The sequence below is a fragment of the Rhodoferax sp. GW821-FHT02C08 genome (assembly GCF_059421805.1).
In genome coordinates this window covers 233,928-248,705 of record NZ_JBWKVR010000006.1, presented here as the reverse complement: position 1 = coordinate 248,705, position 14,778 = coordinate 233,928, and the positions used below count along the sequence as shown (strand labels likewise).

Genomic DNA, 14,778 nt, shown 5'->3' with positions numbered 1-14,778 from the left:
GGCATATTTTATGCAAATAAACCGTGTCGCAAATGGCGTGCCAGAGCCCGTGCGCTGGCGACTTCAGCTCGTGAACTGCAGGGCGGCTAGCCGGGCGTAGACGCCGTCGGCTGCGACCAGCTCGGCGTGCGTGCCTTGCTCCACGATATGCCCATGGTCCAGCACCACGATGCGGTCGGCCTGTTGTACCGTGGCCAGCCGGTGGGCGATGACCAGGGTAGTGCGGCCACGCATGGCGGATTCCAGCGCGGCCTGCACCATGCGCTCGCTCTCGGCGTCCAGTGCGCTGGTGGCCTCGTCCAGCAGCAGCAGCGGGGCGTTTTTCAGCATGGCGCGGGCAATCGCCACGCGTTGGCGCTGGCCGCCGCTCAGGCGCACGCCGCGTTCACCCAGGAAGGTGTTGTAGCCATCGGGCAGGGCGGTGATGAAGCCGTGGGCAAAGGCCGACTCGGCGGCCGCCATCACCTCGGCATCGGTTGCATCGGGCCGGCCGTAGCGGATGTTTTCCAGCGCGCTGGTGGAGAACATTACCGCGTCCTGCGGCACGATGCCGATGTGCTGGCGCAGGTCCTGCAGATCCATGGCGCGCGTGTCCACGCCGTTGATACGGATGCTGCCGGCCTGCGGGTCGTAGAAGCGCAGCAGCAGTTGCAGCACCGTGCTCTTGCCTGCGCCGCTGGCGCCCACCAGGGCCACGGTCTCACCGGGTGCCACATCCAGGTTGAACTGGCTCAGCGCCGGCTGCAGCGGGCGCGATGGGTAGCGGAACTCGATTGCTTCTAAATTGATAGCGCTTCCCGCAGATGTTGTCTGCGTAGGAGCCGCATTCGGTGCGGACTGTATGGGCGACTCCGTGGCCAGCAGTTCCATCAGCCGCTCGCTGGCGCCGGCGGCGCGCAACACATCGCCATACACCTCGCCCAGCACGGCGGTGGCGCCCGCCAGGATGATCACGTAGACCACGGTCTGCCCCAGGTGGCCCGCCGAGATGCTGCCTTGTAGCACCGCCTGCGTTCCCTGGTACAGGCCCCACAGCAGCGCGCCGGAGGTGGCGGTGATGATGAACGCCACCAGCACCGAACGTGCCTTGCTGCGGCCCACGGCGGTCTGGAAGGCGGCGGCGGTGGAGTCGTTGAAGCGGCGCGCTTCGCGCCCCTCGGCGGTATAGGCCTGCACCACGGGAATGGCGTTCAGCACCTCGGCGGCGATGGCGCTGCTGTCGGCCACGCGGTCCTGGCTGGCGCGCGACAGTTTGCGCACCCGGCGGCCAAACCACACACTGGGCAGCACGATCAGCAGCAGCACGCCAAACACCTGGGTCATCACCAGCGGGTTGGTCCAGACCAGCACGCCCAAAGCGCCCACACCCATCACCGCATTGCGCAAGCCCATGCTCAGCGACGAGCCGACCACGGTCTGGACCAGGGTGGTGTCCACCGTCAGGCGCGACAGCACCTCGCCGGTCTGGGTGGTTTCAAAGAACTGCGGGCTTTGCTTCAGCACATGGGCGTAGACGGCGTTGCGGATGTCGGCCGTGACGCGTTCGCCCAGCCAGCTCACGGTGTAGAAGCGCGCCGCCGAGAACAGGCCCAGCGCCGCTGCCACCGCGAACAGTTCGAAGAAATGGTTGCGCAGCGCCATGATTTGCGCCCCGCGGTCCACACCGCCGTCCGCGCCCTGCGTCACCAGGCCCTGGTCGATCAGCGAGCGCAGCGCCAGCGGAAAGGCTAGCGTGGCGCCCGCCGCCAGGATCAGGAAGACGATGGCCAGTGCGATCCGCCCGCGGTAGGGCCGTAAGAACGGCAGCAGGCCGGACAGGGAGCGCGGAGAGCCTTTGGCGGCTTGGGAAGAGGAGGGGGAGGTTGCCATACCCGGAGTGTAGCCATAGTTGATGATGCAACAAACAAAGACTTGACATTAATTGTCTAGGCAATTAATATTTGACCATGACTGCAAATAACTCTTCAGACGCCGTGAACGCGACCAGCGTCGCCCCCTTACCGCCGCCGGTCGATTTTTATCAACCTGACAACTATGTTGCCGGAGGCGACAGCGTGGGCCATCTGATGTCCCGCGTGGTGGCTGCCTTCACGCAGGAGATGGAGCGTCAGTTCGAGCCCAGTGGCTTGACCAATGCCCAGTGGAAGCCGCTGTTCAAGCTGGCCTATACCAATGCCTCCACGGTAGCTGAGCTGGCCCGCCAGTGCACCCTGGACGCGGGCGGCATGACCCGCCTGCTGGACCGCCTGGAAGCCAAGGGCCTGTGCCAGCGTGAGCGCTCCGAGCAGGATCGCCGCGTGGTCAATCTGGCGCTGACCGATGCCGGCCGCGAAGCCGTGAAGGACGTGCCCGCGGTGCTCAGCAATGTGCACAACGCCTATTTGTCCGGTTTCAGCCGCGAGGAATGGCAAACCCTGAAGAGCTTTTTGCAACGCATTCTGGATAACGCCGCCGCCGTACAGGCACACGCAAACAATACCGCCGGAGAAAAAGATGCGCAGTAAATCGATCCACCGCCTGCCACGTTTTGCGCTGGCCGCTACCCTGTTGGCCGGCCTGGCTGCCTGCGCCAACTATTCCGGCATCAAGCCTGAAGCGCAACTGCGCACGCCCCAGTCCTTGGGGCTGGATGCCAGTGCCCAGGCCACAGCAGTAGATGCGCAATGGTGGCTGGGCTTCCAGGATGCCCAGTTGGACAGCCTCATCACCCAGGCCCTGCAATCCAGCCCCAGTCTGCAACTCGCCCAGGCCCGTGTGCGCCGCGCCCAGGCCGGTACCGACGTGGCCCACTCGGCACTGCTGCCCAAGGTGAATGCCGGCGTGGATGCCACGCACCAGCTCTACACCGCCAACGGCCTGTATCCCGCGCCCCTGGCCGGCAATATCTATGACTCGGGCACCGCCCAGCTCGAAGCCAGCTGGGAGCTGGACTTCTTCGGCAAGAACCGCGCTGCGCTGGACGCCGCCGTGGGCCAGACCAAGGCCGCCCAGGCCGACGCCCAGGCCGCCCGCGTCCTGCTGGCCAGCCAGGTGGCCCGCAACTACTTCCAGTTGCTGCGCCTGAACGCTCAGCTGGGCTTGGCCAATCGCACCCTGGCCCAGCGCACCGAGCTATTGAACCTGGTGCGCGACCGCGTCAGCGCCGGCCTGGATACGCGCCTGGAGCTGCGCCAAAGCGAGGGCAGTCTGCCCGAGGCGCGCCAGCAGGTCGAAGCCGTGCAAGAGCAGATCGCCCTGACGCGCAATGCCCTGGCTGCGTTGGTAGGTCAGCCAAATCTGGCGCTGGCGCAGAATCTACCTGCGCTAGATGCTATTAAGAACATAGCGTCTGCCGCTGCCGTGCCGGCCGACCTGCTGGGCCGCCGTGCCGACATCACCGCCGCCCGCTGGCGCGTGGAGGCGGCCAGCTCGGACGTGGCCAGCGCCAAGGCCCAGTTCTATCCCAATATCAACCTGGTGGGCTTTGCCGGCTTTTCCAGTATTGGCCTGGACAAGCTGCTGGAATCGGGTAGCCGGCAGTGGGGCATAGGCCCGGCCATCCATCTGCCCATATTCGACGCAGGCCATTTGCGTGCCGGCCTGAAGGGCAAGACGGCTGACCTGGACGCCGCGGTGGAAAGCTATAACGCCGCCCTGATCGACGCCGTACGCGATGTGGCCGACCAGGTGGCCTCGCAGCAGTCCATCACCCGCCAGCAGGTCGAACAGCGTGCCGCCCAGCAGGCAGCCGAGTCGGCGTATGAGATCGCCGTGCAGCGCTACAGCGCCGGCCTGGGCAACTACTTGAACGTACTGAGCGCCGAAACCGCCGTGCTGAACCAACGCCGTACCCAGGTAGACCTGGCCGCGCGTGCGCTGGACACCCAGGTCGCCCTGGTGCGCGCACTGGGCGGTGGCTACTCCGAAGCCCAAATGGATGCAAGCCAGGATGCTGCAAAAAACGCAGCGGCCGGGGCAGATGGCCAGTACGCCAGCGCCCCATCGGATGCAAAAAACAATGGGCTCGTGCGCTGAGCTCTGTCCCTCCCTACTCATACCTTATTGAACGCAGGTGAACACCATGACCGAATCCGTAAATACTCCCGCTGCCTCCGAAACCCCTACTGCTTCTACTGCCCCCGCCGGTAATCCCCAGCGCAAGAAGGCGCTGATCACCATCGCCAGCGTGGTGGTGCTGGCTGGGCTGGGCTGGGCTGCCTACGACGCCGTCATTGCCAGTCATTACGAGAACACCGATAACGCCTATGTGCAGGGCAACATCATCCAGATCACGCCCCAGGTCAGCGGCAACGTGATGACCATCATGGCTGACGACACCGACTTCGTGAAGGCCGGCCAGCCTCTGGTGCAGTTCGACCCCGCTGATGCCAAGCTGGCACTCGACCAGGCCGAAGCCAACCTGGCCCAGACCGTGCGGCAGGTGCGTACCCTGTACGCCAACAACTCCGCGCTCTCGGCCCAGGTGGCCCAGCGTACGGCAGATGTGGCGCGTAGCCAGACCGACATTGCCCGTGCCCAGAGCGAGGTGGAGCGTGCCGCCGATGACCTGCGCCGCCGCCAGTCCTTGACTGGCAACGGCGCCGTGTCCAAGGAAGAACTCAGCCACGCCCAGACCCAGCTGGCCAACGCCAAGGCGGGCCTGTCTACTGTGCAGGCCAGCGTGGCCTCGGCCCAGGCCGGCGTGGCTGCAGCCCAAGAGCAACTGGCCAGCAACCAGGCGATGACCGAAGGCACCAGCGTCGAACAGCACCCGAATGTGCTGGCCGCCGCCGCCCGCGTACGTGAGGCATATTTGGCATCCCAGCGCGCCGCCGTGGTGGCGCCGGTGGACGGCTATGTGGCCAAGCGCACGGTGCAACTCGGCCAGCGCATCGCCGCCGGCACGCCCATGATGTCCATCATCCCGCTGAACCAGGTCTGGGTGGACGCCAACTTCAAGGAAGTGCAGCTGCGCAATATCCGTATCGGCCAACCCGTGAAGCTAACCGCCGACCTGTACGGCAAGAAGATGGAATACACCGGCACGGTGGAAGGCCTGGGCGTGGGCACCGGCGCTGCTTTTGCCCTGCTGCCGGCGCAGAACGCCACCGGCAACTGGATCAAGGTGGTGCAGCGCGTGCCGGTGCGCATCGCCCTGGACGCCAAGCAACTGGTGGACAACCCCCTGCGCGTGGGCCTGTCCATGGACGCGACCATCGATGTCACCAAGCAAGACGGCAAGATGCTGGCCGATGCGCCGCGCAGCGCATCGCTGGCCAGGCTGGCCGCCCCCACCGACAAGGGCGCCGACCTGGAAGTGCAGCGCGTGATCGCTGCCAACCTGGGTGGCCGTGCCGTGGTGGCGCGCAATGATGTGCCCAAGGCTTCCAAGGCGGTTGAAGCACCTGCGGCCCTGGCCGCCGCGTCCCTTCCTGCACAGGTGCAATAAGCCGGCTGCGGCTGGTACTACGGGTCTGAAGCCATGTCCTCCAACCTCAACTATGTTCCGCCCCCGCCGCTAGAGGGCTCGGCCCGCATGTGGGGCACGATCGCCTTGTCCACCGCCACGTTCATGAACGTGCTGGACACCTCGATCGCCAACGTATCACTGTCTGCCATCGCTGGCGACCTGGGTGTCAGCCCCAACCAGGGCACCTGGGTGATTACCAGCTTTGCCGTGGCCAACGCCATCTCGGTGCCGTTGACGGGCTGGCTGTCGCAGCGCTTTGGCCAGGTGCGCCTGTTCACGCTCAGCATCGTCATGTTTGTGCTGGCCTCGTGGCTGTGCGGCCTGGCGCCAAACATGAGCATGCTGATCGCGTTCCGTGTGCTGCAGGGCTTTGTGGCCGGACCGATGATCCCCCTGTCGCAGGCGCTGCTGCTGTCCAGCTACCCCAAGGCGCTGGCGGGCACCGCCATGGCGATGTGGGCCATGACCACCCTGGTGGCGCCGGTGATGGGGCCGCTGCTGGGCGGCTGGATCACCGACAACATCTCCTGGCCCTGGATTTTCTACATCAACATACCGGTGGGCATCTTGGCCGCTGGCGCCGCCTGGACCCTGTACCACAAGCGCGAGTCGCAGACCAAGAAGCTGCCGATCGACGGCGTGGGTCTGGGCCTGCTGGTGGTCTGGGTGGGTGCCTTGCAGATCATGCTGGACAAGGGCAAGGAGCTGGACTGGTTCCACTCCACCGAGGTGCAGATACTGGCAGCCGTGGCGCTGGTGGGCTTTTTGTTCTTCCTGGCCTGGGAGCTGACCGACAAGCACCCGGTGACGGATCTGCGCCTGTTCGCCCGGCGTAATTTCTGGGCCGGCACGCTGGCGACGTCGGTGGGTTACGGCTTGTTCTTCGGCAACGTGGTTTTGCTGCCGCTGTGGCTGCAGCAGTACATGGGTTACACCGCCACCCAGGCTGGCTTCATCCTGGCGCCGGTGGGCTTGTTCGCCATCGTGCTGTCGCCCATCGTGGGCAAGAACGTGGGCAAGATGGATCCGCGCCGGTTTGCCTCGTTCGCGTTCATCGTGTTTGGCTTGGTGCTGTGGATGCGTTCCAAATTCAACGTGCAGGCCGATGAAGCCACGTTGATGGTGCCGACCCTGGTGCAGGGCGTGGCCATGGCTTTCTTCTTCATTCCGCTGAGTATCCTGACGCTTTCCGGCCTGCCGCCAGACCGCATTCCCGCGGCCTCTGGCCTGACCAACTTTGTGCGTATCACGGCCGGTGCCATGGGGACATCCCTGGTCACCACGGTGTGGGAAAACCGCACGGCCTTGCACCACGCGCAGCTGGTGGAGTACATCAACCACGGGCGGCAGGTGGCGACTGGCGCCTTGTCGGGTCTGGGCAATGCGGGTCTGGACCCGCAGCAGGCTTTGGAGCAGGTCAACCGCCTGGTGGGCCAACAGGCCGCAACCTTGGCGGCGAACGATGTGTTCTTTGCCTCGTCCATGCTGTTTTTGATGCTGATACCGCTGGTGTGGATCACCCGTAGGCCCCAGGCCGCAGGTGCGGCTGCCTCGGAGGCAGCCGCCGGCGCGCACTAAAAAGTCCGCCACGCAAGCGCAAAAAAGGGGCTGGTTCCCAATGGAACCAGCCCCTTTTTTATGGGCCGCTCAGGGCCCGTTGTTCGCTCAGCCTATGCGTACGGGCACGAAGATCTTGTCGCCGTCGCGCAGTATCAACAGCGCAATCGATTTGTCGGCCTTGGCCACCACGGCGCGGACCTGCTCTACGCTCTTGGCCGGCGTGCCGTTGATGGCCAGCAGCACGTCACCGCTCTGCACGCCCGCATTGGCGGCGGCACCGCCAGCGTTTTCGATCAGCAGGCCGTTTTCCACGCCGGCAGAGCGTAGCTCTTCAGGCTGCAGCTGGCGCAGCGCCAGGCCCAGGCGACCTTGGGATGCGGGTTCCTTGCTGCTGGCAACTTGTTCGGGCTTGTCATTGGCGCTGCCCAGCTTGACCTCGATGGTCTGGGCCGAGCCCTTGCGCCACACGTCCAGCTGCACTTTTTCACCCGGTGCAGACAGGCTGATGGCCGCCGGCAGATCGCCCGAGGACACGATGGTGCGGCCGTCTACCTTGCGGATCACGTCGCCCGGCTCCAGCCCGGCCTTGGCGGCAGGGCCGGATTTGTCCACGCTGGAGACCAGTGCACCTTCAGGCTTGTCGAGGTGGAAGGAGTCGGCTAGGGTCTGGTTGACCTCTTGCACCGCCACGCCCAGGCGCGCATGTTCCACCTTGCCGTGGGCCACGATCTGGTCCTTGATCTTGCTGGCCAGGTCCATGGGAATGGCAAACGACACGCCCTGGTAGCCGCCGGTGCGGGTGTAGATCTGCGAGTTGATGCCGATCACCTCGCCGCGCGTATTGAACAGTGGGCCGCCGGAGTTGCCGGGGTTGACGGCCGCATCGGTCTGGATGAAGGACACCGCGCCGTCGTCGGGCAGGGTACGGCCCTTGGCGCTGACCACGCCGGCGGTGACCGTGTTTTCAAAGCCGAATGGCGAGCCTATGGCCAGCACCCATTCGCCCACGCGCAGGTCGCTGGTCTTGCCGATGGTGGCCACGGGCAGGTTCTTGGCGTCGATCTTCAGTACGGCCACGTCGGTCTTGGGGTCGGAGCCCAGCACCTTGGCGATGAATTCGCGCCGGTCGGTGAGCTTGACGGTGACCTCCTTGGCGTCTTGCACCACATGGGCGTTGGTCATGATGATGCCGTCGGCGCTGACGATGAAGCCCGAGCCCTGGCTATGCGTGGGCATGGCTTTCGGTGCCTGGCCGCCCTGGCCCTGCTGGAAGCGGCGGAACAGTTCAAACAGTGGGTCGTTGCCAAATGGGTCGTCGCGGCCCTGGCGCTGCGCGGTTTCGCTGTCGTCGTTGGATGTCTTGGTGCTGCCGACCACGCTGATGTTGACCACGGATGGGCCATTCTGGGCGGTGATCTGCGCGAAGTCGGGTAATGCGATGGGGGCGTTGCTGGCGCTGCTGACCACGGGCGGGGTCGCATGGGCCTGGTCTATGTTGTGGACCAGTGAGCCACCGATGCCGCCGATCGCCCCTGCGGCGACTAGAGCCAATACCAGTTTGGTGTTGTGAAGCGATTGCGTTTTCATGGATGCATCCTTTGGAAGAGCGTTGCGATGGCTCGACTATGGGGATGCTGGCTTAGGCCAGTCTTAAAGAGTCTGGGGCTTAATGCCGGAATTCCTTCAGGTCTAGGCGCAGCACGTAGCGTGGTTGGCCGCCCGTGTCTTCCAGGGTGATCAGCGCGTCGCAGCAGGTGGTCTGGCCGGCCCGGCCCTCATAGGCCAGGCGGCGTTGGAAGCGGGTGGCGTCGCCCTTGGATAAAAAGCCCACGCGTTTCCCGTGGACTCGCACTTCCACCGGTTTCCAGATGTCTGGGTTGTTGGCGCCGGTGTGCAGCGCGGCCAGCACCCGCGCGCCTGACGAGCTTATGGGCGTGCCGTCGGCGATGTCTTTCAGCGCGGCCTGGTGCTGGTCGCCGTCGCTCAGCGTGAAGCTGAACAGCCCCAGCGATGGCCATTTGTACAGCTGCGCATCTGGCGTTTCGGCCTCCAAGGGCAGCTGCGAGGGAGACACCACTTGGTAGCCATGGTGGTGGCGTTGCGGACGCATGGTTCGCCACAGCATGAAGGCTGCGGCAAAAACAAACAGGGTGGTGAATAGCTCGCGCATTTGTGTCTCCATGGGATAAACATTTGTAAACCTTGTGTATGTTTTCGCCGCATGTTTTTTCGTTGATATTAGGGAGGTTGGCGGCCATGGCCGCCCGGTTGTCGCCTGTGAGCGACGAGGCGGGGCGCCGCCAGCTGTTTGCGATACTCGGGGCATGCAGCTTCAAGACATTCTTTATTCGCAAGGCTTTGGCACACGTCGCGTGTGCGCCGGTCTGGTTCAGCAGGGCCTGGTCGAGGTCTATATGGACAACACGGGCACAGCGCCCGTAGTGGTTACGGACTCTGCTATGGATTTGGAAGCGCAAGGGCTGCGCTTCCGGGTCCAGGGCGTGGACTGGTCGTACCACCAGCTGGCCTACGTGCTGCTGAACAAGCCTGCGGGCACCGAGTGTTCGCAAAAACCTTCCACCTACCCCAGCATCTATACGCTGCTGCCGTCGCCTTTGCGTTTGCGGCCGCAAAAGGGTGCGCTGCAGGGCGTGCAGGCCGTGGGTCGGCTGGACCAGGATACGACAGGTTTGCTGCTGCTCAGCGACGACGGCCAGTTCATCCACCGCATGACATCGCCGAAGAAGCATGTGCCCAAGGTCTACGAGGTCACCACCAAGCATCCGCTGGACGAGAAGCAGGTGTCGCGCCTGCTGGAGGGCGTGGTGCTAGACGACGACCCCAAGCCGGTGCGCGCAGCCGCCTGTGAAGCCGTCAGCAGCCACCACCTGCGCCTGACGCTGACCGAGGGCAAGTACCACCAGGTCAAGCGCATGCTGGCGGCGGTAGGCAACCGGGTGGAGGGCCTGCACCGCTCGCAACAGGGCGGCTTTGCGCTGCCGGCGGACCTGCTGCCCGGCCAGTGGCGCTGGCTGAGCGCGGAAGATTTGGCGCTGCTGTCGGCCAAAGATCTGGCGTAGTCCTCTCCGGGCTTGTTACACCGGCTGGCAAAAGTTGCTGGCCCCCGGCGGCTACACTTGACGGTTGTCTTTTACCTGTGGTGTGCCGTGAAGTTGTTTGTCCGTTGTGTTGCCTCTTGGGGCTTTGTCTTCGCCGCCGCTGCGCCCTTGGCCGCCCAGGCCCAGTCCTCTCCGATCTTTGTGCTGAATTCGCTGGATGCCAGCGTCAGCGTGGTGGACCCCGCCACCTGGCTTGAGACCAAGCGGATTTCCACCGGCAAAGAGCCGCATCATCTGTACCTGACACCGGACGAGAAGTCGCTTATCATCGCCAATGCCCTGGCCGATACGCTGACCTTCGTCGATCCGAAAACGGCCGAGGTGCAGCGCGTGGTGCGCGACATACTCGACCCCTACCAGCTGCGCTTTTCGCCCGACATGAAGTGGTTTGTTACGGCGGCGAATCGGCTGAACCATATCGACATTTACCGCTGGGACGGCAAGGACATCACGCTGGCCAAGCGCATCTCCACTGGCAAAACGCCCAGCCACCTGTGGATAGACAGCAAGAGCACCACGATTTACTCCACCATGCAGGACAGTGACGAGCTGGTGGCGGTGGACCTGGCGACGCAAAGCATCAAATGGCGCACGCCCACGGGCTCCATGCCGGCCGATGTGTTCGGCACCGCCGACGACAAGACCCTGCTGGTGGGGCTGACGGGCGGGGAGGGCGTGGAGGTCTATGACGTCTCCGGCAAAACCCCGGTGCGGACCAAGGTGATTACCACCGCCAAGGGCTCGCACGCCTTCCGGGCGGCGGGCGACAAGCGCCATGTCTACGTCAGCAACCGCGTCAGCAACAGCATCAGCAAGATCGATTTACAAACCCTGGAGTCGGTCGCTACCTATCCTGCGCCCGGCGGGCCGGACTGCATGGACGTGTCTGGCGACGGCAAGCTGCTGTATGTCGGTTCGCGCTGGGCCCGCAAGCTCACCGTGGTGGATGTGGAATCCAAGAAAGTGGTGCGACAAATCAATGTTGGAAGATCTCCCCATGGCGTTTGGACGCTGGACCACGCTCCCCGCTAAAGTTGGTTTTGCTGCGGTATTGATAGCGGCTGGCGCAGGTGCCATCTGTGCTACAGCTGAAAAACCTTGTGATAAACCGGTCTATCTGACCTTTGACACCGGCCATATGGGCGTGGCCCCGCTGATCGCCGAGGTGCTGAACCGCCAGCAGGTCAAGGTCACCTTCTTTGGTGCCCACGAGCGCACGCAGGAGGGCGATGGCAGCATGGGCGAGCATTGGGCTCCCTGGTGGAAGGCCCGTGCCGCAGAGGGCCATGCCTTTGCCTCGCACACCTTCGACCATGTGTACTGGCGCGGCGATGTGGCCGGCAGCCCCGGCCAATTCCGCGTCAAGCCCTCGGCCGGGCCGGATGCCGACAAGGAATTCACCTGGACGGCAGCACAATACTGCGAAGAAATCCGCCATGCCAACCAGCGCCTGCAGGCCATGACCGGCCAGGTGCCGCTGCCCTTGTTTCGCTCGCCTGGCGGCAAGACTTCACCGGCCTTGCTGGCGGCCGCAAAGGGCTGTGGCTATGCCCACGTGGGCTGGGCGCCGGCCGGGTTTCTGGGCGATGAGCTGTCCAGCGAGCGCGCCAGCAATGCCCAGTTGCTAGCCCAGTCACTGCGCAATATTCGCAGCGGCGATATTTTGATGGCCCACCTGGGCATCTGGTCGCGCAAAGACCCATGGGCGCCGGCCGTGCTGGAGCCGCTGATCGTGGGTCTGAAGGAGCGCGGCTTCTGCTTCCGCACGCTGCGCGAGCATCCCGACTACACCGCGTGGATTTCTGTCCATCCCCAATAATCTGCCCATGGATGTACTGAGCAATTTGTTTTCTGACGCGCAGCAATGGCTGTTCGAGGCCGCTGTGCAACCCCTGGTGTTCGGCATGGGCCTGGGCGGCTTGGTGGAAGATGCATTCGATGCCACAGGCTGGCTGCTGGTCGGCCTGCTGCAGCTGGTGGTGCTGGTGGCGGTGCTGGGGCCCTTGCAACGCTGGCGTCCGGTAGAGGCTATGCAGGACCGCGCGGCTATCCGTATCGACATGGTCTACACCTTGGTGCATCGCCTGGGCCTGTTCCGCCTGGCATTGTTCTTTACCCTGGACCCGGTGATGGACGGCATTTTTGGCACTCTGCGGGTCGCCGGCATGGGCACCTGGCACCTGGATGCCCTGTGGCCCGGCGTGACCGATCTGCCGGTGGTCAGTTTTGCGCTGTACCTGGTAGCGTTCGACTTCTTGGGCTACTGGGTGCACCGGGGCCAGCATCAGTTTGAATGGTGGTGGGGCCTGCACTCGCTACACCACTCGCAGCAGCAAATGACCTTGTGGAGCGACAACCGCAACCACCTGCTGGACGACGTGATTGGTGACATCATCGTGGTGGTGGTGGCCCAGCTGATTGGCGTGGCGCCGGGACAGTTCATCGCCATCGTGGCCTTTACACAACTGAGCGAGAGCTTGCAGCACGCCAATGTGCGGCTCTGGTTTGGCTGTGTGGGCGAGCGCCTGTGGGTCAGCCCGCGCTTTCACCGCCTGCACCACAGCATTGGCATCGGCCATGAGTCCGCGGGTAAGAACACCCTGGGCGGCCACAACTTTGGTGTGCTGCTGCCATGGTGGGACATGCTGTTCGGTACCGCGAACTTCGAGCTGCGCTATGACCCCACAGGCATCCGCGACCAACTGGAGAGCGAGGGCGGGCGCGACTACGGCCGCGGTTTCTGGCGCCAGCAGTGGCTGGGTTTGCGCCGGCTGTGGGCAAGTTTGGCCGTTACCAGGCCTTAACCGCATGCGGGTATGCTTGCCCCCATGAAGTTGCTTCTTGATTCTTTCTGGCGCGCCGTGGCGTACTGCGTGCACCCCCGGGTAATTGCACTCTCGTTTCTACCCCTGTTGTTGATGGTGGCCTTGTCGCTGGGCCTGGGCTACTTTTACTGGGAACCTGCCCTGGATGCTGTGCGCGGCATGCTGGACGCATCTGAGTGGGTAGGCCGCATGTGGACCTGGCTGGAGACTGCGGGTGTCGGCCAGCTCAAGGTGGCGCTGGCGCCCTTGCTGGTGATCTTTGCCATCACCCCGCTGATCGTGGTGTTGTCCCTCCTGGCCGTGGCCCTGATGATGACGCCGGCCCTGGTGTCCCTGGTGGCTGAGCGGCGCTTTCCGCAATTGGAGAAGAAAAACGGCGGCACCCTGGTTGGCGGATTGTTCTGGGCCCTGGGTTCGGTGCTGCTTGCGGTGGTGGCCATGGTGGTGTCCATGCCCTTGTGGCTGGTGCCGCCCTTGATATTGGTACTGCCGCCCTTGATCTGGGGCTGGCTGACCTACCGCGTCATGGCCTATGACGCTCTGGCCGTGCATGCCAGCAAGCAGGAGCGGCGTGAGATATTCCGCCGCCACCGTGTCACGCTGCTGGGTATGGGGGTGTTGGCCGGCTACCTGGGCGCTGCGCCCAGCCTGGTGTGGGCCTCGGGTGCCTTGTTTGCCGCCGCTTTTGTGGTGCTGGTGCCTCTAGCGATATGGATCTACACCCTGGTGTTTGCGTTTTCCTCGCTGTGGTTTACCCACTATGTGCTGGCCGCATTGCAGGCATTGCGTGCCGAGGTGCCTGTGTCTGCCGTGCCGCCCCGCGCCGCTGCGGGCCCGGTTGTCGATGTCGAACCTAAAACGGAATCTGTTGTCCATGAGCCTGCCAATCCCATCCTCCCAGCCCCTTGAGTCGGCGCCGGTTTTCGGCCTGGTCATCGTCGGCGACGAGATCATGTCTGGCAAGCGTGCCGACAAGCACCTGCCCAAGGTCATCGAACTGTTGGGCGCACGCGGCTTGCAGCTGGGCTATGCCGAATACGTAGGCGATGATCCTGAGCGCATTACCAGTACCTTGCGCCGCGCGTTTGCCTCGGGTGACGTGGTGTTTTCCACCGGCGGTATAGGCGCTACGCCCGACGACCATACGCGCCAGTGTGCCGCGCGGGCCTTGGATGTGCCGTTGGCCTTGCATCCGCAGGCCGAGGCCTTGATACGCGAGCGCATGCAGGATACGGCGCGTGAACAAGGCACTTTGTATGAGCCGGACCGTCCAGACAATATCCACCGACTGAATATGGGCGTGTTTCCACAAGGTGCCCGCATCATTCCCAACCCCTACAACAAGATTCCAGGCTTCTCCGTGGGCCATGTGCATTTTGTGCCCGGCTTCCCGGTGATGGCCTGGCCCATGGTGGAATGGGTACTGGACCAGTACTACCAGCCCTGGTTCCAGCAGGCGGCCTGGGTGGAAAAATCGGTCATCGTGTACGGCAGCATGGAGGCCACGTTGACCCCGCTGATGGAGGCTATGGAGCAGCGTTTTGAAGGCGTCAAGGTATTCAGTCTGCCCAGCGTGGACCACGCCGAGCATGGCCGCCATATTGAGCTGGGCGTGAAGGGTTTGCCCAGCCTGGTGGAGCTGGCTTACCCGGCTTTGTTGGCGGGCCTGCACAATTTTGATGTGCAATTGGGCCCGGAATTGGTGCGTTCTTGATTGCACATATTTGGTGCAAAAATGACAATCCAATTTGGTGCATTGGCGCAGGTATTTGTTTCTCGGATGGGCCGTATTCCCGCCGAAGGCCGCTGCGGCCAAGGCAAAATA

The 14,778-nt window shown here is 64.0% G+C and carries 13 protein-coding genes; 10 read left to right on the top strand and 3 right to left on the bottom strand.

The genetic code is table 11. From position 1 onward, the window contains the following. Positions 1-63: 63 nt before the first annotated feature. Positions 64-1,869 carry an ABC transporter transmembrane domain-containing protein gene (locus AC07VY_RS10110; RefSeq protein ID WP_495097310.1) on the bottom strand — a complete coding sequence of 602 codons (1,806 nt, stop codon included), beginning with the start codon at positions 1,867-1,869 and terminating at the stop codon, positions 64-66. A gap of 77 nt (positions 1,870-1,946) precedes the next feature. On the opposite strand from AC07VY_RS10110, the gene AC07VY_RS10105 reads away from it, so the two are divergent. Genes AC07VY_RS10105 through AC07VY_RS10090 form a run of 4 tightly spaced genes read left to right on the top strand, consistent with a single transcriptional unit; the run spans position 1,947 to position 7,027 of the window. After that, positions 1,947-2,504, top strand: coding sequence for a MarR family winged helix-turn-helix transcriptional regulator (locus AC07VY_RS10105; protein ID WP_495097309.1), 558 nt, complete (start codon positions 1,947-1,949; stop codon positions 2,502-2,504). Further along, entirely contained in the window at positions 2,494-4,014 is a 1,521-nt protein-coding gene (locus AC07VY_RS10100) for an efflux transporter outer membrane subunit (protein WP_495097308.1), read from the top strand. The genes AC07VY_RS10105 and AC07VY_RS10100 overlap by 11 nt, the downstream gene beginning before the upstream one ends. A gap of 46 nt (positions 4,015-4,060) precedes the next feature. Then, on the top strand, positions 4,061-5,428 hold the full coding sequence (locus tag AC07VY_RS10095) for an HlyD family secretion protein (RefSeq protein ID WP_495097307.1): 1,368 nt from the start codon (positions 4,061-4,063) through the stop codon (positions 5,426-5,428). Between the two features lie 33 nt (positions 5,429-5,461). Next, entirely contained in the window at positions 5,462-7,027 is a 1,566-nt protein-coding gene (locus tag AC07VY_RS10090; RefSeq protein ID WP_495097306.1) for a DHA2 family efflux MFS transporter permease subunit, read from the top strand. A gap of 87 nt (positions 7,028-7,114) precedes the next feature. Here the strand turns inward: AC07VY_RS10090 and AC07VY_RS10085 are convergent, their stop codons facing one another. After that, positions 7,115-8,596: a DegQ family serine endoprotease gene (locus AC07VY_RS10085; RefSeq protein WP_495097305.1), complete on the bottom strand. Its 1,482-nt coding sequence runs from the start codon at positions 8,594-8,596 to the stop codon at positions 7,115-7,117. 79 nt (positions 8,597-8,675) lie between these two features. Next, positions 8,676-9,179, bottom strand: coding sequence for a hypothetical protein (locus AC07VY_RS10080; RefSeq protein WP_495097304.1), 504 nt, complete (start codon positions 9,177-9,179; stop codon positions 8,676-8,678). 154 nt (positions 9,180-9,333) lie between these two features. Between AC07VY_RS10080 and AC07VY_RS10075 the strand changes: the two genes are divergently transcribed. The 6 genes from AC07VY_RS10075 to AC07VY_RS10050 all read left to right on the top strand — a co-directional run bounded on the left by AC07VY_RS10075 (position 9,334) and on the right by AC07VY_RS10050 (position 14,667). Continuing rightward, positions 9,334-10,089, top strand: coding sequence for a 16S rRNA pseudouridine(516) synthase (locus tag AC07VY_RS10075; RefSeq protein ID WP_495097303.1), 756 nt, complete (start codon positions 9,334-9,336; stop codon positions 10,087-10,089). An 87-nt stretch (positions 10,090-10,176) separates the two neighbouring features. Further along, on the top strand, positions 10,177-11,160 hold the full coding sequence (locus tag AC07VY_RS10070) for a YncE family protein (protein ID WP_495097302.1): 984 nt from the start codon (positions 10,177-10,179) through the stop codon (positions 11,158-11,160). Next, entirely contained in the window at positions 11,126-11,947 is an 822-nt protein-coding gene (locus AC07VY_RS10065; protein ID WP_495097301.1) for a polysaccharide deacetylase family protein, read from the top strand. Before AC07VY_RS10070 ends, AC07VY_RS10065 begins: the two co-directional genes overlap by 35 nt. 7 nt (positions 11,948-11,954) lie before the next feature. Continuing rightward, positions 11,955-12,932 carry a sterol desaturase family protein gene (locus AC07VY_RS10060; protein ID WP_495097300.1) on the top strand — a complete coding sequence of 326 codons (978 nt, stop codon included), beginning with the start codon at positions 11,955-11,957 and terminating at the stop codon, positions 12,930-12,932. A 24-nt stretch (positions 12,933-12,956) separates the two neighbouring features. After that, positions 12,957-13,862 (top strand): EI24 domain-containing protein, encoded by a 906-nt coding sequence (locus AC07VY_RS10055; protein ID WP_495076719.1) that lies wholly within the window; start codon positions 12,957-12,959, stop codon positions 13,860-13,862. Further along, complete coding sequence (locus AC07VY_RS10050; RefSeq protein WP_495097299.1) at positions 13,828-14,667, top strand: competence/damage-inducible protein A; 840 nt, start codon at positions 13,828-13,830, stop codon at positions 14,665-14,667. Before AC07VY_RS10055 ends, AC07VY_RS10050 begins: the two co-directional genes overlap by 35 nt. The last annotated feature ends 111 nt before the right edge of the window (positions 14,668-14,778 follow it).